Consider the following 19,164-nt stretch of genomic DNA (forward strand, 5'->3'; position numbering starts at 1 on the left):
AGCACCATGCCGCCGCCGTCGCCGGTGCAGGTATGGGCCGAGGTCGCCGAGAAATAGGCGCGGCCATAGCCGCCGGTCGCCAGGATCGTCTGCTGCGAGCGGAAGCGGTGCAGCGTGCCGTCATCGAGCTTGAGCGCGATCACGCCGCGGCAGGCGCCGTCCTCGTCCATGATCAGGTCGATGGCGAAATACTCGATGAAGAACTCGGTATTGTAGCGCAGCGCCTGGCCGTAGAGCGTGTGCAGCATGGCGTGGCCGGTGCGGTCGGCCGCCGCGCAGGTGCGCTGCGCTGGCGGGCCCTCGCCGAATTCGGTGGTCATGCCGCCGAAGGGGCGCTGGTAGATTTTTCCAGACTCCGTGCGCGAAAAGGGCACGCCCCAATGCTCGAGCTCGTAGACGGCGGCGGGCGCATTGCGCACCAGGTACTCGATCGCATCCTGGTCGCCGAGCCAGTCCGACCCCTTGACGGTGTCGTACATGTGCCATTGCCAGGTGTCCTTGCCCATATTGCCGAGCGAGGCGGCGACGCCGCCCTGGGCCGCGACCGTGTGCGAGCGCGTCGGGAACACCTTCGAGATGCAGGCGGTGCGCAGGCCAGCCTGCGAGCAGCCGACCGTGGCGCGCAGGCCCGCACCGCCGGCGCCGACGACGACGACGTCGAAGGTGTGGTCGGTGATCGCATAGGCCTGGCCGGCATAGGCCGGGACCGAACGGGCTCTGGTGATCGCCATCGGGTCAGCCTCCGAACGAGAGTTTCAGGATCGCGAAGACGCAAGCCGCGCCGATCGCGATCGCGAAGAAGGTGTTGGCCATCACGGCGGCGACCTTCAGGCCTTCGTGATGGACGTAGTCCTCGATGACGACCTGCATACCGAGCCGCATATGCACGGTGCCCGACAGCGTGAAGAGCAGCATCAGGATCGCCACCAGCGGATGCGAGAGCAGCGCCACGGCGGCAGGATAGGGCTTGCCGAAGAGCGAGATCACGATGCCGAGGAAGATGATCGTCAGGACGACATTCGCCACGGCGGTGACGCGCTGCAGCCAGAAATGTCCGGTGCCGGACCTGGCCGAGCCGAGCCCGCGAACGCGGCTGAGCGGGGTACGCATCGAGGAGTTGGACAGCATGGCGAAGCTCCTCAGCGCAGGGCGTAGGCGACGACCCAGACCAGGATCGTCAGTCCGGCCGAGACGAAGACGCTGTATTTGGCGAGGTTCATCCGGGTCTGGGGATCGTAGCCGTAGCCCATGTCCCAGACGAAATGGCGCAGGCCGCCGACCATGTGGTGCAGCAGCGCGAAGGAATAGCCGAACAGCACGAGGCGCCCGAGGATCGAGCCGGCGATCGCCTGCGCGGTCTCGTAGGCCGCGGGGCCCGACGCAGCGGCGACCAGCCAGGCCGCGATCAGCACCGTGCCGGCATAGAGCGCCGAGCCCGTCGCGCGATGCACGATCGACATCGCCATGGTCCATGACCAGCGGTAGATCTGCAGATGCGGCGAAAGCGGGCGCGCCGCCGGTTTGACCTCGGTCAAGATGAACTCTCCGACTCCGCGGCCCGCTTGCGGGCCGACCATTTGGGATGGTTCTAGAGTGATTGGCTGTCTAGCGAAACCATCCCCATGCCGCAATGCGGCGGGGTGAGATCGAGGTTACAAAAAATGTAACTTGTAACCTGCTGTCGTGTTTCAGCGCGGAAACAGCGCCCAATAGTCGAAATCGAGCACCACGCCGCCGGCATATTGATCGCCCTGCTTCAGAGGGTATTCGTTGCAGGGCAGGTTCTTGGTGGCGACGAGCCGCAGCCTGAGCGCGCCCATGTCGCTGCGTTGCGGCAGCTCGGCCTTTTCCAGCACCTCGCTCCAGGCATAGACGGTGTCGCCGGCAAAGAGCGGCGCGACATGCCGGCCGCCATTGATCGCGGCGATATGGAAGCCGCTGCCGAGCCCGTTGAAGGACAGCGCCCGCGCCAGGCTGATGACATGGCCGCCATAGATCAGGCGCTTGCCGAACCGGCTCTCACGCGCGCCATAGGCGTCGAAATGCACCTTGGCGGTGTTCTGGTAGAGCCGCGTCGCGAGCTGGTGCTCCGCCTCCTCGACCGTCATGCCGTCGACATGGTCGATGCATTCGCCGACCGCGTAGTCGCCCCAGCGGAAGGCCGAGCCCGCCAGCCCGTCGTCATAGGCGGCCGGATCGATCGGCGGGCAGCCCTCTCCGAGCTCTTCCGGCACGACCACGCTCGGCAGATCCGGCACCTGCTCGGCATGGGCCGGCGTTCCCGGCTCGCGCTTGCGCACCAAGACCCAGCGCGCATAGCTCAGCACGATCTCGGAGCGCTGGTTGCGGCCGATCGAGCGGACATAGACGATGCCGGCATCGCCGGACGAGGTCTGTTTCAGCCCGATCACCTCCGAGCTCGTCGACAGAGTGTCACCCGGATAGACCGGCTCCAGGAAGCGCCCGTCGGCATAGCCGAGATTGGCGACGGCGTTCAGGGAGATGTCCGGCACCGTCTTGCCGAAGACGATGTGAAACACCAGCAGATCGTCGACCGGCGCGGCGGGATAGCCGATCGCGGCCGCGAAGGCATCCGAGGACTGCACGGCGAAGCGCGAGCCGTAGAGCGCCGTGTAGAGCGAGACATCGCCCGCGCTCACCGTTCGGGGCGTGGCGTGGACGATCGTCTCGCCGAGCCGGAAGTCCTCGAAGAAGCGGCCTGAATTGGTCTTGGCGGTCGGGAGGAGCTCGGACATGGGCGTCTCACGGGGACAAGTCCGTCAGAATGTGCGCTGCAATATGAGCTGTCGTCCAGTGCGCTGCGCGCAGCCGGCCCGGCCCCGAGCACAACACCGCTCCTACCATGACGGGAGCGCGGCTAACCGAAATCCCGCGGCCGCAGGCCGGCATGGAACCAGGTGATCAGCGAATAGATGTCGTAGACCGGCAGGCCGGTGGCCGCACGAAGCGCCGCCGCATAGGGCGGCATATTGGTGCATTCGAGCACGATCGCGCCGACCTCCGGATGCGCGGCGACGAGACGCTGGCCGGCCTCGACGACATCCTGCTCGGCGAGGCCGATATCCATGTCATCCTTCTCCGCCTTGATCAGCACGCGGAAGAACTCGCGGCCGTTCTCGGTGCCCGTGACCGGCGTATCGGCCGGCACGCCGACGGCCGTCAGATGGGCGGGCGTCAGGGTCGCGGCCGAGACGGTGACGAGGCCGACGCGCTTGCCCGGCGGCAGCGTCGCCTGCACCCAGGGCACCTGCATCAGCGACGAGGTGGCGACGGGCACGCTCACCGCCTCCGCCAGCTCGCGCTGGAACAGCGAAAGGAAGCCGCAATTGGTGGTGATCGCCTCCGCACCGAGCCGGACGAGGTCGCGGGCGGCGGCGATGAAGTCCGGCAGGAGGCCGGCGGCGCCCTGCATCACCACCTTGTCGGGACTCGCACCCTGGACGACACGATAGAGCACCGGAAAAGGCCAGGTCGCGGCATTGCCCATGTCGCCGAGGATGCGGGGGAAGCGCGCCTCGAGCATCAGGATGCCGAGCGGCGCGCCATAAATCGCCTTGCCGCCGCTGGCGATGCGCGGCTGGTTCACGCCACGATATCCGCAAGCTTGGCGAGATCGACATTCGCGCCGCAGACCAGCACGCCGAGCCGCTCGCCCGGTGCCGGCTTGTAGACACCCGCGATCAGCGCGCCGAAGGCGGCCGCTCCGCCCGGCTCGACCGCGAGCCTGAAATCGCGCCAGAGCTGCGCCTGCGCCGCGGTGATCGCCTCGTCGGGCACCAGCGTGACATGGTCGACCGTGTCCTTGCAGACATCATAGACGAGCTGGCCGACATTGCGGGCGCCGAGCGAATCGGCCGCAACGGAGACGACGCTGACCCCGACGGGGCCCTTCGCCTCGAGCGCCGCCTGCAGCGCGCGCGAGCCCGCCGGCTCGACGCCGACGACCTTGACCTTGCTGCCGGCGAACCAGGCCGCGATGCCGGAGATCAGCCCGCCGCCGCCGACCGCGACGAGGACGGTGTCGAGATCGGGCTCCTGCTCCTGCCATTCGCGCCCGAGCGTGCCTTGCCCGGTGACGGTCTCGACCGCACCGAAGGGATGGATCTTGAGCGCGCCGGTCTCCGCGACGAAGCGGTCGCAGGCCGCCTGCGCATCGTCATATTGCGCGCCGCCGATCACCACCTCGGCGCCGAAGCGGCGGATCGCCTCGATCTTGGCGGCGGGCGAGATCTCCGGCACGAAGATCGTCGCCTTGACGCCGCGCTGGCGCGCCGCATAGGCCACCGCCGCGCCGTGATTGCCGCCGGACGCCGCCGCGACACCTGCCACCGGCACCGGCAGCGAGAGCAGGTTGTTGAAGGCGCCGCGCGTCTTGAAGGAGCCGGCATGCTGCAGGCATTCGAGCTTGAGCGAGATGTCGCCGGCCGTGCCGAGCGCGCCCTGGCCGAGCCGCATCACCGGCGTGACGCGGGCATGGCCGGCGATGCGCGCGGCGGCGGTCTCGATCATGGCCTGGGAGACGGGGCGATCTGCGGCGGGGCGGTCGAGCATGGCGCTGTCCTGCAAAACGGGCGGATCCGGCTGATAGGTCCAGATCGCGATGGGAAGCATGTGGCTATCGCGTCCGGGCGGATCGGGGAAGGGTTTTCCGCGCCCGGCCCGGATGTGCCCGGCGACGACCAGGGCTGCGAGCGCGTCGAGCGCATCGTCGGCCGCAGCGCCGCGTGGCGGGGGTGCGTGGACGCTCTCTTCCGGCAGGCCGGCCGCGATCAGCAGGGCGCGGCGCTCCGTCATGCCGGCGGGATTGATCGCGCCCTTGATCTTCTTGGGGTGCTGGAGCGGCAGGCCGCGCATCGTCCGGAAGGCGAGCTCGGGATGAACCTCGTAGACCCGCTCGCGCCAATGCGCGGCCTCGCGCAGCAACAGGTCGATCTCGCGGATCTTCGGAAACAGGAAGAAGCCCTGTTTGGAGACTTTTCGCGGCGGCTCGGAGCTCGCGAGCGCGATGCCGCAAGCCTCCCGATAATCGAGCGCATGGACGGCGCTGCGAGAGGGAATCGAAAAGACCGAGGATTGCCGCGCGCCGAGCAGGCTGCGCACCGCCTGCTCCGGACCGCGCCCCGTGCCGGCGATCCGGTCCGGCAAGCCGATCGGCATGTCGACCGCGACCAGCGCCGGCGGCTCGCCATCCTCGAACAGCGCAGCCAGGCGGGGCACCACGCGCAGAACCGGGTATGCTCCTGCCGCATCGTCGAGACTTGCAACGATCCAGCCCGCCTTGCAGCCGTCGACACCGGCGATCCAGCTCACGTCTCGTCTCCCTTCACGCACGGCAGATCGGGGCTGCAGAACTGTTGTTGCATTGCGGTCGCGTCTGGTGTGCATTGCAGCGAAATTCGATCGACCGTCGTCAAGGAGACCCTCATGACAGCGATCCGCCCCCGCCGCAGCGTTCTTTATATGCCCGGATCGAACGCCCGCGCGCTCGAAAAAGCCCGTGATATCGCCGCCGACGCGCTGATTCTCGATCTCGAGGACGCCGTCGCCCCCGACGCCAAGGACATGGCGCGTGACCAGGTCTGTGCCGCCGTCAAGGCCGGCGGCTACGGCCGGCGCGAGCTCGTCATCCGCGTCAACGGCGTCGGCACGCCCTGGTTCGAGGCCGATCTCGCGGCCGCGACAGAAGCCAAGCCCGACGCGATCCTGATTCCCAAGGTCTCCTCGCCGGAGACGCTGGTCGAGATCGGCCACAAGCTCAACGGGCTCTGGGCCGACCCCGCCATCGCCATCTGGGCGATGATCGAGACGCCGCTCGCGCTGCTCGAGGCCGGGCACATCGCCGCCGCCGCGCATGACCCGGTGACGCGGCTTTCCTGCTTCGTGATGGGCACCAACGACCTCGCCAAGGAGACCCGCGCCCGTTTCGTGCCCGGCCGCGCGCCGATGCTGCCCTGGCTGACCACGGCGATCCTCGCCGCCCGCGCCCATGGCGTCGACATCGTCGACGGCGTCTATAACGACATCAAGGACGCCGACGGCTTCAGGGCCGAATGCGAGCAGGGCCACGATCTCGGCTTCGACGGCAAGACGCTGATCCATCCCGGCCAGGTCGAGACCGCCAATGCCGTCTTCGCCCCGGACGAGAGCGAGCTCTCGCGGGCGAAGGCGATCATCACGGCCTTCGAGCAGCCCGAGAACGCCGACAAGGGCGCGATCCAGCTCGAGGGCCGCATGGTCGAGCGCCTGCATGCCGAGATGGCGAAGCGGGTCGTGGCGCTCAGCGAGGCGATCGCGGCCTAGCCCGCCCAAGCTTTACGCAATTGCGCCGGCAGGAAGGGGTTCCTGTCGGCCGCCCAGGAGCTGGACTCCCATTCCCTCACCGCTAAGGTTGGGCGTTCACGCATGCTCGCGGAGAGTGTCGAGATAGGCTCGCCCGCTGATGGTCACCCGCTCGAATTGCTTGAGATAGGCGGCGTTATTCCGCCTTCGCTCTTCGTCTCTGAAATAAGAATATATGGAATCTACTTCGGCGTTCTTCTCATAGAACAGGATTTTATCGCTTAGGGAATAACCCGGATCGAGTGCATCTTCGTCGGTGCAACAAATGATTTGGACATCACCAACTCGTATAATTGGGTCTGGGCGGTGAGAAGGGCTGATAAGCTGGATGCTGACCCGATCGATGTCAGCTATCGATCTGATGAAGTCGGACATTGGCGATGTGCCTGAGAGACCGTCCAGAGCAATCGCCATATCGTCGTTGAGCGAGACCGCATCACCGGACAAGTCACCCGCGTGCTCGATCTGGAACCAGTCACAATAGGCGGCTTCTTCGAACCTTAAACTCACTTCAAGATGCCGCCCATACACCCAATAATGCGGCGCTATCCCTTCAGCTGGATTGACGATCCAACCTGCGGGAGGGCCGAGCGCGCCAGCGACTTCATTCAAGGTCATGCCCGGATGCAACGGACCAAGGCGGCCTGTGTTCAAGAAATCCACGAACGAGATTAGTTTCACTGGAAAGCGCCCGTCCTCGGCTTGAACCCGCAACTGTTTCGCAGCGTCACCTGCTCCTCAATCCATAACGGGGCCGTCGAAAATCAGAAAGCTCGAACCCGTCTCGACCCTTCCCTCATCCGTCGCCTGCGGCGACACCTTCTCCCCCGAGGGGAGAAGGGAAGCTTCAGCCCTTCGCCGCCTTCGCCCGCTCGATCGCCTCAACGATGAGCTGCTTGGCCTTCACGGCGTCGCCCCAGCCGGTGAGCTTGACCCATTTGCCGGGCTCGAGATCCTTGTAGTGCTCGAAGAAATGCTGGATCTGGTCGAGCGTGATCTTGGGCAGGTCGGTGTAGTTGTGCACGTTCTCGTAGCGCTTGGTCAGCTTCGGCACGGGCACGGCGATGATCTTCTCGTCGCCGCCGCCCTCGTCCTCCATCATCATCACGCCGATCGGCCTGACCGCGATATAGGAACCCGGCACCAGCGGCCGCGTATTGGCGACGAGCACGTCGCAAGGGTCGCCATCCTCCGAGAGCGTATGCGGGATGAAGCCGTAATTCCCGGGATAGCGCATCGGCGTGTAGAGGAAGCGGTCGACGAAGAGCGTGCCGGCTTCCTTGTCCATCTCGTACTTGATCGGTTCGCCGCCGATCGCCACCTCGATGACAACATTGACTTCGTCGGGCGGGTTCTTGCCGATGGAGATGGCGTCAAGGCGCATGGATCATAACCTGTCGATACGGAAAAACTGGCGCGCCTTATGCGCGCTGCAGCGCAAAAGGCCAAGCCCGGGCTTCGGCACGGAGCGCAGAATCGCGTTTGCGCGCAGGCGCAGGCGCTGATATCGGGCGGCGCATGACCATGATCGAGACCAGCCGGTGCTGAGGCGGCGCCCCGACGAGGAGCGCTACGCGCGGCGCATGTCCCGGATCGCGCGCTGGGACCGGCCGCTGGCGGGTCGGCTCGACCGGTTGCGCGCCTGGAGCAACATGCTGCTGGCCGACCACGGCATCTTCCGCCTGGCCTATCTCAACGCCCATCGGGTCACGCCCCGGCTCTGGCGCGCGGCGCAGCCGGCCCCGACCGACATCGCTTGGTTCGCGCGCCAGGGCGTGAGGACGATCGTCAACCTGCGCGGCGGGCGCGAGCACGGCGCCTGGCCGCTGCAGCGCGAGGCCTGCGAGCGCCATGGCATCGCGCTGGTCGAGTTCGTGCTGCGCTCGCGTGGCGCGCCCGATCGCGAGACCATCCTCGGTGCCGGGGCCTTCTTCGCGAGCCTCGAGGAACCGGCGCTGGTGCATTGCAAATCGGGCGCCGACCGCGCCGGCTTCTTCTCGGCGCTCTACCTGCTGATCCACGAGAAGCGTCCGCTCGACGAGGCCATGCGCCAGCTCTCGCTGCGCTACGGCCATTTCCGCTTCGCCAAGACCGGCATCCTCGACGCCTTCTTCGAGGCCTATCGCCGGGAAGGCGAGGCGAAGGGCATCGCCTTCCTCGACTGGGTCGCGGAGATCTACGATCCGGCGAGGCTGGAGCGCGAGTTCAAGACCGGCTTCTTCTCGTCGCTGATCGCCGACCGGCTGGTTCGGCGAGAATAATCTGCGCTCAGCGCGCCGCGGCCGCGGCCGCGGGCTCTTCTTCGCCGCCCAGCCGGGTCCAGGCGAACTGGACATGCGCCAGCATCCGCGCCAGCGACAGGATGCCGATCACGCCGAGCAGCGTCAGCGACAGGTTGCCGAACCACCACATGATCAGGCAGGCGGCGGCGAGCGCGACCGCGTTGGTCGCCATCTGCCGATGCGGCCGCAGCGACAGCGAGCCGATCTCGTGCAGCGGCGCCACCAGCGCGATGCCGCAATAGAACAGCGCCATGATCGCGATGACCTCGCCGAGCCCCTCCCATTGCGTGCCGTCGAGCACGAAATCGGCGACGCTGGAGACCAGCGCGACACCGGCGAACAGGATGACGGCGACGCCGATCAGGCAGAGTGTGACGAAACGCGCCCATTGCTGCCGATCCTCGCCCTGGCGCAGGCGCAGGTTGTTCATGACCAGCGGGATCGAGACGGTGGCGAACATCTGGGTCGGCATCTCGAGCAAGCGCATCGAGAGCGCCACATGCGCGGCGAGCAGCGGGTTGCCGGCGAAGGGCAGCGCCAGCAGCGGCGCCGCCGTGAAGCCGAAGGACAGCATCGCCGAGGGCAGGAGATAGCAGGGCGCGGAGCGCCAGCGCAGCGCCGATTCGCGCAGTTCCGCGCCGGACCAGTCGCGCGGCTCGACCAGCCTGGCCAGCGCCCCGCGCCGACGCCAGACCAGATAGCCCGCCGCGACGGCATGGCCGAAGGCATCGGCCGCGAAGAGCGCCAGCGCGGTCGGGCCGAGCGGCCAGATCAGCAGGATCATCATGCCGGGCTGCAGCAGCGCCTGCACGACATTGCTGTTGCCGATCGTGCCGAAATCGCCTTCCGCCGTCGCTTCGGCCGTGACCAGGCGGATCACGGCCCGGCTCGCCAGCGAGATCAGGAAGAGCGCGCCGAAGCCGCGCAGGACCCAGCCCATCGAGGCCGAGAACAGGATCACCAGCGCCATCGCGCCGAGGAAGATCGTGCCGGCGGCGACCGCCAGCCGGAAGGCCCGGCCCAGCCGCGCCTGGTCGTTGCTCTGGAAGAACACCGCCTCGAACCGCAGCAGGGTCGCGATCGAGACGAAATTCGCCAGGGCCGCGAAGATCGCGAAATCGGCGAAGACATGGGGCGGGCACATGGCGGCGGCGAAGAGCAACCCCCAGACCGACAGGAAGCGCGCCTGGAGGAAGCGTAGCGCCAGCATCAGGCCCGATGCGAGGCTGGTGCGCTGCGCTACGGACGCGCCAGGATCGAGCTTCTCAGCCGGAATCGCGGGCGTCGTAGCAGCGCCCGCGGGGAAGGCGATCCGGTCCAGTGCAAGTTGCGCGGCCATATCCACGTCCCCGGTCGGGATATCGGATAATCCAACGTCGCGTAACGCTACGTCGCCGCGCTGGCTCTCAGAGATCTGTTCGCGCTCAGATTCGCCGGTCACGATCCAGGACTCTGTCGAAAGCAGGCTGGGCCCACATGGTTAACGTTTGGTTAATACGCCACATAGTTGAAGATCACGCCCGGGCCAGCCCCTGCCTAGCACAGCTCTTACGGCAGAAATATGCCCGCGTCCCGCAATGGCAGCCAAGATCAGCCAGCCTTGCCTCGCTCCACGGTGACGTTCACTGTTCCCTCCCGATTCAACCGAGGACAGGCCTGTGCCGCGCGCTCCGATCCATATCGACTTCCTGAACGCGCTCGATATCGAGGCGCTGTCGCTGACGAACGAGGAGATCATCGCCGCGGTGGAGGACGGGCTGGCGGCGCAGGGACGCGGGGAGACGGTGATCGAGCCGCGCATGCACCTGATCCCGAATGCCGGCGGGAACGGCCATTTCAACGTGCTGAGGGGCTCGTTCCGTGCCCCGATCGCGCTCGCCGGCGTCAAGGTGATCGGAGATTTCGTCGACAACTACAAGGAAGGCCTGCCCTCCGAGCTTGGCCTGCTGCTCTTGATGGACCCGATCAACGGCGTGCCGAAGGCGATCGTCGACGGCAGCCATCTCACCGACATGCGCACCGGCGCGATCACCGCCATCGGCGCAAAGTACCTGGCGCGGAAAGGCTCGAAGGTGCTGGGGCATATCGGCGCACGCGGCACCGCCTATTGGAACGTGCGGCTGCTCGATTCGCTCTTCGACTTCGACGAGATCCGCGTCCATTCGCGCCGCAAGGAGAGCCGCGACGCCTTCGGCGAAAAACTCTCCGCCGATCTCGGCAAGCGGGTCACCGTCACCGAGGACTGGCGCTCCTGCGTCGAGGGCGCCGACATCGTGGTCGAGGCCTCGCGCCTGAACGCGCCCGAGCCGATGCTGAAGACCGGCTGGATCAAGCAGGGCGCCTTCGTCGTGCCCTATGGCACGATGAGCGCGGTCGAGCTCTCGCTGACCGATATCATGAGCAAGCTCGTCGTCGACGATTGGGGCCAGTGCAAATCCGGCCAGTTCGGCTCGCTGCGCGCCCATGTCGAGGCCGGCAAGCTCTCGGAGGCGACGCTCCATGCCGAGATGGGCCAGATCGTCGCCGGGCTGAAGCCCGGCCGCGAGAGCGACGACGAGACCATCCTGTTCTGGCATCGCGGCCTCTCGCTCTCCGACATCGCACTCGGCCATTTCATGCTGGAGAAGGCCAGGCGCCTCGGCCTCGGCCAGCGCCTGCGCTACGCGTGAGCCGGCCGGGCGACATCCCGCTCGTCGCCAATGCGCGGATGTATGCCGTCAATCCGGCCGTGCGCACCGCCTGGGCGGCGCTGTTCGGCGGCGTCGCGCGCCGGTCGGGCGTGACGCTGACGGTCATCGATCATGCCGCGCCAGCGCCGCTGGAAGAGCTCTGGAGCCGGCCCGATCTCGGGCTCGCCTTCATCTGCGGCTATCCCTTCGCCGGCGGGAGCTTTCCGGTCCGGCCCGTGGCGGCGCCGATCCCGGCTTCGCCGCTCGCCGCAGGCCAGCCGTTCTACGCCTCGCATCTCATGGTCCACGCCGAGAGCCGGATCGCCACGCTCGCCGAGAGTTTCGGAGGGCGCCTCGGCTGGACCGTCGCGCACTCGCAATCCGGCTTCAACGCGCTGCGCAGCCATCTCCTGCCGCATTGGCAGGGCAAGCCGCTCTATGCGCAAAGCGTCGGCCCGCTCGTCACCCCGCGCCGGGTGATCGACGCGCTGCTCGCCGGCGAGATCGATATCGGACCGCTCGATTCCTATGTCCACGACCTGCTGCGCGCCCACGAGCCGGAGACCGCCGCCCGCCTGCGCATCGTCGAAACGACGGCGCCAAGACCGATGCCGCTTCTGGTCGCGTCCGACACGGTCGATGCGGCCACGATCACAAGGCTGCGGGAGGCGCTGCTGGCGGCCGGCGCGGAGGCAGCCATGCTGTTGGCGGGCCTCCGGCTGTCAGGCTTCGCCGCTGTGGAGCGCCAAGATTACGATGCGCTGCTCACCGACGCGCATAAGGCCGACGAAGCCGGCTACAAAGCTCCCGAGTAGAGCGGAGGTCATCCCGGGCGACCGCAGGGAGACCCGGGATCCATGCCTGAGGATTTCCGATCATCGTTCCGGCATGGACCCCGGCTCTGCGCCGCTGACGCGGCTTGGCCGGGATGACACCGATAGTGCCGATCTAATTTTATTTTGATGATTTCATTCCGGTCCAGCGCCGGCGCTCCGCGCCCTGATGCCCGCGAGCGTGATCCGGCCGAGCAGCTTGCCGTCGCCATCGACGATCGTCGCCGCGTCCCGGCCCTCGGCCAGCAGCGCCGACAGCACGCCGCGCAGATTGGACGTCGCCGGGAGCCGAATATCGGCTTCGCCCGCATCCCCGGACTCCAGCGCTTCGCTCACGCCGACCAGCGAGAGCCGCCGCAGCGCCGCGTCCGCACCGACGAAATCGGCGACGAATTCGTCTGCCGGCGCCGCCAGCAGCCGGTCCGGCGTGTCATATTGCACCAGCTTGCCGTCGCGCAGGATCGCGACCACGTCGCCCATGCGGATCGCCTCGTCGATGTCGTGCGTCACGAAGATTACGGTCTTCTTGAGCCGGCGCAGAATTTCGACGAACTCGTCCTGCAGCCGCCCGCGCACCACCGGATCGACAGCGCCAAAAGGCTCGTCCATCAGCATCACCGGCGGGTCGGCCGCAAGGGCGCGAGCAACGCCGACGCGCTGGCGCTGGCCGCCCGAGAGATGGCGCGGAAAGCGCGAGAGGAACTGGCCGGGCGGGAGACCGACAAGGTCCAGCATCTCCTCGGAGCGCGCCTTGATCTTCTGCGCGGGCCAGCCGAGCAGCTTCGGCACGGTCGCGACATTCTCGGCGATCGTCATATGCGGGAACAGGCCGATCTGCTGGATGACGTAACCGATGCGCCGGCGCAGGGCGACGGGATCGGCCTGCGTCACGTCCTCGTCCTCGACGATGATCCGGCCAGAGCTCGGCTCGATCAGCCGATTGACCATGCGCATCGTCGTGGTCTTGCCGCAGCCCGACGGGCCGATCAGCACGCAGGTCCGGCCTTCTTCCACCGCGAGGTCGAGATTGTCGACGGCGGGGCGCGCGACGCCCGGAAAGATCTTGCTGACGCCTTCGAGGCGGATCATGCGGCCTTCCTCTTCATGATGCCCCCAGCCGCGCCTGGCGCGTCATCAGCCGCTCGACGCCCGCGAAGACGAGCTCGACCAGGAGCGCGAGCAGGGCGACCGCAACAGCGCCGGCGATCAGCTGCGGGAAGTTGAAATTCGCCATGCCGGCGGTGATCAGCTCGCCGAGCCCGCCGCCGCCGATGAAGGCGGCCAGCGTCGCCGCCGAGACGATCTGCACGGCGGCTGTGCGCACCCCGGCGAAGATCACCGGCAGCGCCAGCGGGATCTCGATCCGCGTCATCACCTGTCCGTCCGAGAGCCCCTGCCCGCGCGCCGCCTCGACGATGTCGCGGTCGACCTCGGTCAGGCCAGTATAGGTGTTGAGCAGCAGCGCCGGCAGGCCGTAGAGCGTCAGCGCCACGGCCGAGGGCAGGAAGCCTGTGCCGAGCACCGGCAGCATGATCACCAGCAGCGCCAGGCTCGGCACGGTGCGCAGGATGTTGACGATGGCGATCGCGGCATTGGCGAAGCCGCGATGGCGGGTGAGCAGCAGACCGAGCGGCAGCGCGATCAGCACCACCGCCAGCAGCGCGACGCTGGACAGCCAGAGATGGTTCTCCAGCGCGGTCCAGAAGATGCGCGGATTGGCGGAGATCCAGCCCAGCATCAGGCGCCCTCCGCCTGGGCCGCCCGGAAATGGAGCTCGAGCCGGCGCAGCGCCTCGTCGCAGGCGATGGCCAGCAGCGAGGTGACGACCGCGCCGACCACGACCTTCTCGCCAAAGTCCTGGGTGATGCCCTGGAAGATGATGTCGCCCAGGCCGCCGGCGTTGATGAAGGCCGCCACGGTCGCGACCGAGACCATCGTCACCACGGTGATGCGGATGCCGGCGATGATCACCGGCAGCGCCAGCGGCAGCTCGACGGAAAAGAGCCGGCGCAGGCGGCCATAGCCCATGCCGTCGGCGGCATCGAGGATATCGGGCGAGATCTCGCGCAGGCCCGTCGCGGTGTTGCGGATGATGATCAGCAGCGCATACATCACCAGGGCGACGATCGCCGGGCCGAAGCCGAGCCCGAGGACGGGAATGAGCAGCGCGAAGACCGCGAGCGCCGGCACGGTGTAGAGCGCGCCCGAGACCAGCAGCACGACGAGATAGAAGGTCGGCCGCCTCGCCGAGAGGATGCCGAGCGGCAGCCCGATCGCGAGCGAGATCGCGAGCCCGATACCGACGAGCTGGACATGCTCCCAGAGCGCGACGAGCAGCCGGTCGTAGTTTTCCAGGGTCCAGGTCATGCCGGCAGCCCTGCAAGCTCCGCCGCGAGCTCGCCTGCCGCCAGTTGCACGGCGAGCGCCTCGAACTCCCGCCCCATCGGCCGGTCGTCATCGAGCCGGGCGACATGGCGGCGCACGAAATCCTGAGCGCGTGCCGTGCCGGCGCCGAGCCTGACGCTCCCGCGCAGATCGACCGCCTCGGCCGCGACGACGAGTTCGATCGCCGCCAGCCGCAACAGATGCCCGGCGATGGCGCCTGTCTTCTCGACGATGCGCGGCGTCATTGGCGCGTAATCCTCGACGCCATCGGCGACCGGCAAGGTCATTGACCCCAATGGCAAGGCGAGATGCCGGATCTCGGCTTCGAGCGCAGCAGCGGTCTTCTGCGCTGTCGCGAATCCGGCATGCGAACCGCCATGGCGTGTCAGGAACCGCGGCAGGTCGCTGGAAACCGGCGACATCAGCTTAACGACGCGGAAGGCCGAGATCGTCGCGGCATGGGCGCTCGCCAGGCCCAACCCCTCGAAGGCGAGCGCCAGCGCGGTCGTGTCGAAATTCACGGTCGAGCGCAGCGTGTCGTCACCGACGAGCACCGCGGGACTGTCGCCAGCGCCGTTGAGCTCGATCTCGACCAGGTCGCGCGCGGCGGCAAGCGCCGCGAGCGCGGCGCCATTGACCGGCGCGAGGCAGCGAAAGGAGAGCGGATCCTGCACCCGCCGCGCCGCGCCGGCCTCGAACAGGTCGCTGCCGGCGAGCAGCGCGCGCAACCTGGCGCTGCCCGCCACCTGGCTCGGCACCGGCCTGAGCGCGACGAGATCGGCCGCGATCGGCGAGAGATTGGCGCGGTAGGCCTCGAGCGAGAGCGCGCCGGCAGCGGTCAGGGCCTCGAGCGCCAGCCGCATCTCGTGCAGCGCCAAAGCCGCCAGCCCGGTGCTCTCGGCATTGGCGTTGAGCAAGGCGAGCCCGTCCTTCGGCCCGAAATCGGGCAGCGCGATGCCGGCCGCCCGCATCGCCTCGGCGCCGGGCAGGATCCGGCCGCGATACTCGGCCTCGCCCTCGCCGGTCAGCGGCAGGAAGAGCTGGGCGAGCGAGCTCAGATCGGCCTCGCCGAGCGAGCCGATGCGCCGCACCACGGGATGGACCCCGGCATCGAGCATGGCGGCGATGGTCTCGGCGAAGACCGGCGAGATGCCGGAGGCGCCTTGTGCCAGGCCGGCAAGCCGCGCCAATAGTAGGGCGCGGACCTCCGCTTGCGACAGGGCCGCACCGACGCCGACGGCCCGCGCCCGCACCGCCCGCTGCTGGAAGGCGGCGATCTGGTCCTCCGCGAGCCGCGTGTCCACGGCAGCGCCAAGGCCCGTGGTCAGCCCATAGACCGCCTCGCCGCGCGCCAGCGAGCCTTCGACGACGCGCCGCGCCGTCTGCAGCCGCGCGCCGACAGAAGGCGCGAGCGCCACCCGCGCCTGTCCATGCGCGACCGCATGGACCTGGTCCAGCGAAAGCGGCCCGGCGCCGAGCGTAACGACGGACGCCGTGCCTTGCGCCCGCTCCATCAACAGCACGACCGCCTCAGCGGACCAGACCCTTGGCCTTCAGGAAATTGGCCGCGACGGTGCGCGGTTCCTTCTTGTCGACCTCGACCTGGCGGTTGAGCTCCTGCATGGTCGGGTTGTCGAGCACGTCACCGACCTTCTCCAGCGCCTCGACGATCTTGGCGTTGGCGGCGATCTCGGGGCGCACCACCGGCGCGAGGAAATAGGGCGGGAACAGCGACTTGTCGTCGTCGAGCGCCACGAATTTCTCGGCCGCGATCTGCCAGTCGGTCGAGAAGCCGTTGGCGACGTCGACCTGCTTCTGCGAGAGCGCCTCGTAGCGCAGGCGCAGCGCGGCGAATTGCTTGAACTCGCCGAACTCGGCGCCATAGACCTCCTTCAGGCCGGCGATGCCGTCGCGCCGGTCGACGAATTCGGTGCCGGCGCCGAGGCTGAGCTTCTTGGCGACCTTGCCGAGATCGCTCAGCGTCTTGAGATTGTGTTCCTTGGCGGTGTCCGGCCTGACCACGATCGCGTAGCCGTTATTGATGCGCGATGGCTTCAGCCAGGTCAGGTTGAACTCCTTCTCGTAATAGGCCTTGACCAGCCCGAGCACCTTGGCCGGGTCGCTCTCGGTGGTCGTCGCCTTCATCACGGCGTTAAAGCCGGTGCCGGTATATTCCGGGTAGAGGTCGATCGCGCCGCTCTTCAGCGCCTCATGCGCCACCAGCGTGCCGCCGAGATTGATCTTCCGCTCGACCTTGAAGCCGGCATTCTCGAGCGCCGCCGCATAGAGCTCGGCGACGATGAACTGCTCGGTGAAGTTCTTGGAGCCGATCTTGATCGTCTGGGCGAAGGCCGTCGAGAAACCGGCGACGATCACCGCGGCGGCGATGCAGAGCGTCTTTGCGAAGCGCATGCTGGCGAAATTCATGGTCGCCTCCTGTGATGGCTCGAGGGGTCAGCTAACGAGGGATCGTGACGGGTTGCAAGCTGCGGGCTCGGTGGAGACGAAATCCGCAGGCAAGCGGCATGCCCGGAGAAAAGCCCTCCACGCGGCGCTCAGCCGGCTGGATTGCGCTCGCCCGCGCGCACCGCGCCCGGCAGGCGATTCTCCGCCGGCGAGAGCGGGCAGACCCAGGCCTCCGAATAGGCGCAGGACGGGTAATAGGCGAAATTGAAGTCGAGGATGGTCTTGCCCGCCGGCGTCGCGCCGAGATCGGCGCTCTTGATCGTGTCGAGCAGGTAGCGGCCGCCGGCAAAGGTCTCCTCGCCATTGCTGGCATCGCCGAAGGGCAGGAAGCTGCCGCCGCCATAGCCCTCGATCCAGTAGAGCGTCAGCTCCCCGCCCAGCGCCGCGGCGAGGCCATGGCTCAGCGCATAGGGCCTGAGCACCATGGCGCCATCCTTGCCCGCCTCGACCCGGATGGTTTCGCGATCCTCGACCGGCCGCAGCATCACCTCGAAGCGCAGGGCCGGGTCATAATCGAAATAGCGGATGCCGCCGAAGCGCTCGCGCCGGGTCGCGGCCAGCGGCGATTGCGCATGCTCGCGAAAGAGCCGATCGCGGACGCCGCGCCAATGGGCCCAGCCCGCCTGCCCCGGCATCGCCCGCACAGCCGCATAGAGGTCGGCCACCTGCCGCCGCCAGTCCTGCAGCGCAGCGGTGGTCTCGAGCTTCGCCTTGGCCGGGTCGGCCGCGATCGTGGTGTGATTGGTCATGACGCGACCTCCGGTTCGGTGCGGCAGGATGGTCCCGGCGTGGGAGCGGCTCGTCGCCTCAACGCATCCGCGCCGCCGACGTTCCCCGCGTCGCGCATTGTGCCGGTCGTGCTGTCAGAGCGTGTCAGCGTCCGCCCGGTCAGGAGGCGAATTCGCCGGAGAAAGGCGGAAGGCGACGCGCGGCGCCTTCACGAGATCGCGAGGGGCAAACGTCATTCTCGGGCGGAGCGAAGCGCAGACCCGAGAATCTCGGGCAGGATTGGGCGCTCTTCCCTCCTGAGATGCTCGGGTCAAGCCCAAGCATGACGGTGAGCCCGGCCCAAACAAAAAGGCCGGCCACGAAAGGGCCGGCCTCGATCTCGAACCGATCAGATAGTCAGACGAACTGCGTCTTGAGGGCCTCGAACAGCCCGACCTGGTCGGCCAGCAGCTCGCGCTGCGCGTCGCGCTTGACGAAGACCTTGAACATGGCCTCGCCCGCGCCGTTGAAGAACTGCACCGAGCAGGAGCGGCGGCCGTGGAACTGACGGTCGACCAGGTAGATCGCCCGGCAATTCGCGGCCTTGATATGCCCGCCGATCGGGCTGTCGCCATGGATGTTGTAATAGCCGTGGCCGAACGACCCGACCGGCAATGTGCCCTCGCATTCGAGCACGATATCGGCGGTGTGGACGATGAAGAGCACCTCGCCCCAGGTCGCCAGCGCCTGCCAGAGCTCCTCGAAGCGGCCGGGCGCGATGAAATGGCGCTGCTCCGGCGGCGTCGCCTCCAGCACCGCGAGCGTCGGCACGCCGACCTCGCGGGCGATGGCCTCGATCACGCCGTCGGGCTTGGCGGCCAGCGCCTGCCTGACGCGCTCCATCGGGTCTGCCGGCGGCGGGTCCTGGACCGCCGCGGCGTTCGCCTGCGAGATCGACATGCCGCCCTCCCTCACTCTGCCGCCTGGCGTGGCAAATGCGGATTGGACTCGCTCAGCACCGTCTCGAAACCCTCGAACTCGGGATGGCCGAGGAAGATCGGCGTCGCGCGCGGCTGGCCGGCGCTGCGATGCGACTCGCGGAACTGCTCGGACTTGGTCCAGGCCGTGAAGTCCTCCTTCGAGGCCCAGGTCGTATGCGAGGAATAGAGGGTGTGATCCTCCTTCTCCGGGCCCTTGAGCAGATGGAAGGTGATGAAGCCCTTCATCTCGTCGAGGCGCGTCTTGCGGCTCGCCCAGACCTGTTCGAAGGCGGCCTCCTCTCCCTTGACGACCTTGAAGCGGTTCATGGCGATGAACATGACGATATCCATGGGTTGAATAGGCTTGCACGCAGAAGCGCGCCGTGACCGGCGTGCCGCTCTTGACCGCTTGTAGTAAAGCTGAATATCAACGTCAACGATGGCAAGTTTAGATCTAGTTTTGAATAATTAAAAACTGGAG

At 67.6% G+C, this 19,164-nt stretch carries 21 protein-coding genes; 4 read left to right on the plus strand and 17 right to left on the minus strand.

What is annotated here, in order from left to right:
* The 6 genes from ACTIF2_RS25220 to ACTIF2_RS25245 all read right to left on the minus strand — a co-directional run.
* Positions 1–731 (minus strand): FAD-binding protein (locus ACTIF2_RS25220; protein WP_439499885.1); only part of this gene is annotated, 731 nt, incomplete at its 3' end.
* Between the two features lie 4 nt (positions 732–735).
* Positions 736–1,128 carry a succinate dehydrogenase, hydrophobic membrane anchor protein gene (gene sdhD, locus ACTIF2_RS25225; RefSeq protein WP_439499886.1) on the minus strand — a complete coding sequence of 131 codons (393 nt, stop codon included), beginning with the start codon at positions 1,126–1,128 and terminating at the stop codon, positions 736–738.
* Positions 1,129–1,139: 11 nt separating this feature from the next.
* On the minus strand, positions 1,140–1,538 hold the full coding sequence (sdhC, locus tag ACTIF2_RS25230) for a succinate dehydrogenase, cytochrome b556 subunit (RefSeq protein WP_439499927.1): 399 nt from the start codon (positions 1,536–1,538) through the stop codon (positions 1,140–1,142).
* A gap of 150 nt (positions 1,539–1,688) precedes the next feature.
* Positions 1,689–2,756, minus strand: coding sequence for a MaoC family dehydratase (locus ACTIF2_RS25235; RefSeq protein WP_439499887.1), 1,068 nt, complete (start codon positions 2,754–2,756; stop codon positions 1,689–1,691).
* Between the two features lie 122 nt (positions 2,757–2,878).
* Complete coding sequence (locus ACTIF2_RS25240) at positions 2,879–3,607, minus strand: aspartate/glutamate racemase family protein (protein ID WP_439499888.1); 729 nt, start codon at positions 3,605–3,607, stop codon at positions 2,879–2,881.
* Complete coding sequence (locus tag ACTIF2_RS25245) at positions 3,604–5,331, minus strand: serine/threonine dehydratase (RefSeq protein ID WP_439499889.1); 1,728 nt, start codon at positions 5,329–5,331, stop codon at positions 3,604–3,606. The genes ACTIF2_RS25240 and ACTIF2_RS25245 overlap by 4 nt, the downstream gene beginning before the upstream one ends.
* Positions 5,332–5,445: 114 nt before the next feature.
* Here ACTIF2_RS25245 and ACTIF2_RS25250 point away from each other — a divergent pair, with 114 nt between their 5' ends.
* Complete coding sequence (locus ACTIF2_RS25250; RefSeq protein WP_439499890.1) at positions 5,446–6,321, plus strand: HpcH/HpaI aldolase/citrate lyase family protein; 876 nt, start codon at positions 5,446–5,448, stop codon at positions 6,319–6,321.
* Positions 6,322–6,417: 96 nt separating this feature from the next.
* On the opposite strand, the gene ACTIF2_RS25255 is transcribed toward ACTIF2_RS25250, so the two are convergent.
* Together ACTIF2_RS25255 and ppa are read right to left on the minus strand one after the other, a co-directional pair.
* A complete protein-coding gene (locus ACTIF2_RS25255; RefSeq protein ID WP_439499891.1) occupies positions 6,418–7,041 on the minus strand; it encodes a hypothetical protein in 624 nt (207 codons plus the stop codon).
* A gap of 166 nt (positions 7,042–7,207) precedes the next feature.
* Positions 7,208–7,744: an inorganic diphosphatase gene (ppa, locus tag ACTIF2_RS25260; RefSeq protein WP_439499892.1), complete on the minus strand. Its 537-nt coding sequence runs from the start codon at positions 7,742–7,744 to the stop codon at positions 7,208–7,210.
* A gap of 199 nt (positions 7,745–7,943) precedes the next feature.
* Between ppa and ACTIF2_RS25265 the strand changes: the two genes are divergently transcribed.
* Positions 7,944–8,621 carry a protein tyrosine phosphatase family protein gene (locus ACTIF2_RS25265; protein ID WP_439499928.1) on the plus strand — a complete coding sequence of 226 codons (678 nt, stop codon included), beginning with the start codon at positions 7,944–7,946 and terminating at the stop codon, positions 8,619–8,621.
* 7 nt (positions 8,622–8,628) lie between these two features.
* Here the strand turns inward: ACTIF2_RS25265 and ACTIF2_RS25270 are convergent, their stop codons facing one another.
* Positions 8,629–9,981 (minus strand): hypothetical protein, encoded by a 1,353-nt coding sequence (locus ACTIF2_RS25270; protein ID WP_439499893.1) that lies wholly within the window; start codon positions 9,979–9,981, stop codon positions 8,629–8,631.
* A 319-nt stretch (positions 9,982–10,300) separates the two neighbouring features.
* On the opposite strand from ACTIF2_RS25270, the gene ACTIF2_RS25275 reads away from it, so the two are divergent.
* Both ACTIF2_RS25275 and ACTIF2_RS25280 read left to right on the plus strand, forming a co-directional pair.
* Entirely contained in the window at positions 10,301–11,311 is a 1,011-nt protein-coding gene (locus ACTIF2_RS25275; protein ID WP_439499894.1) for an ornithine cyclodeaminase family protein, read from the plus strand.
* Positions 11,308–12,126 (plus strand): phosphate/phosphite/phosphonate ABC transporter substrate-binding protein, encoded by an 819-nt coding sequence (locus ACTIF2_RS25280; RefSeq protein WP_439499895.1) that lies wholly within the window; start codon positions 11,308–11,310, stop codon positions 12,124–12,126. The genes ACTIF2_RS25275 and ACTIF2_RS25280 overlap by 4 nt, the downstream gene beginning before the upstream one ends.
* Before the next feature lie 153 nt (positions 12,127–12,279).
* On the opposite strand, the gene ACTIF2_RS25285 is transcribed toward ACTIF2_RS25280, so the two are convergent.
* From ACTIF2_RS25285 to ACTIF2_RS25320, 8 genes are all read right to left on the minus strand, one after another.
* Positions 12,280–13,233: an ABC transporter ATP-binding protein gene (locus ACTIF2_RS25285; RefSeq protein ID WP_439499896.1), complete on the minus strand. Its 954-nt coding sequence runs from the start codon at positions 13,231–13,233 to the stop codon at positions 12,280–12,282.
* Positions 13,234–13,246: 13 nt separating this feature from the next.
* Positions 13,247–13,882 carry an ABC transporter permease gene (locus tag ACTIF2_RS25290; RefSeq protein ID WP_439499897.1) on the minus strand — a complete coding sequence of 212 codons (636 nt, stop codon included), beginning with the start codon at positions 13,880–13,882 and terminating at the stop codon, positions 13,247–13,249.
* The gene (locus ACTIF2_RS25295; protein ID WP_439499898.1) at positions 13,882–14,511 is read right to left on the minus strand and encodes an ABC transporter permease; all 630 of its coding nucleotides are present in this window, start codon (positions 14,509–14,511) and stop codon (positions 13,882–13,884) included. Before ACTIF2_RS25295 ends, ACTIF2_RS25290 begins: the two co-directional genes overlap by 1 nt.
* The gene (locus ACTIF2_RS25300; protein ID WP_439499929.1) at positions 14,508–16,043 is read right to left on the minus strand and encodes an HAL/PAL/TAL family ammonia-lyase; all 1,536 of its coding nucleotides are present in this window, start codon (positions 16,041–16,043) and stop codon (positions 14,508–14,510) included. Before ACTIF2_RS25300 ends, ACTIF2_RS25295 begins: the two co-directional genes overlap by 4 nt.
* A 16-nt stretch (positions 16,044–16,059) precedes the next feature.
* On the minus strand, positions 16,060–16,956 hold the full coding sequence (locus tag ACTIF2_RS25305) for a glycine betaine ABC transporter substrate-binding protein (RefSeq protein WP_439499899.1): 897 nt from the start codon (positions 16,954–16,956) through the stop codon (positions 16,060–16,062).
* Between the two features lie 128 nt (positions 16,957–17,084).
* The gene (locus ACTIF2_RS25310) at positions 17,085–17,744 is read right to left on the minus strand and encodes a DUF1684 domain-containing protein (protein ID WP_439499900.1); all 660 of its coding nucleotides are present in this window, start codon (positions 17,742–17,744) and stop codon (positions 17,085–17,087) included.
* Between the two features lie 376 nt (positions 17,745–18,120).
* Positions 18,121–18,663 carry a heme utilization cystosolic carrier protein HutX gene (hutX, locus tag ACTIF2_RS25315; RefSeq protein ID WP_439499901.1) on the minus strand — a complete coding sequence of 181 codons (543 nt, stop codon included), beginning with the start codon at positions 18,661–18,663 and terminating at the stop codon, positions 18,121–18,123.
* Positions 18,664–18,674: 11 nt separating this feature from the next.
* Complete coding sequence (locus ACTIF2_RS25320) at positions 18,675–19,022, minus strand: antibiotic biosynthesis monooxygenase family protein (protein ID WP_439499902.1); 348 nt, start codon at positions 19,020–19,022, stop codon at positions 18,675–18,677.
* Positions 19,023–19,164 lie beyond the last annotated feature (142 nt).

The organism is Allobosea sp. (assembly GCF_051860145.1).
Classification (GTDB): Bacteria; Pseudomonadota; Alphaproteobacteria; order Rhizobiales; family Beijerinckiaceae; genus Allobosea.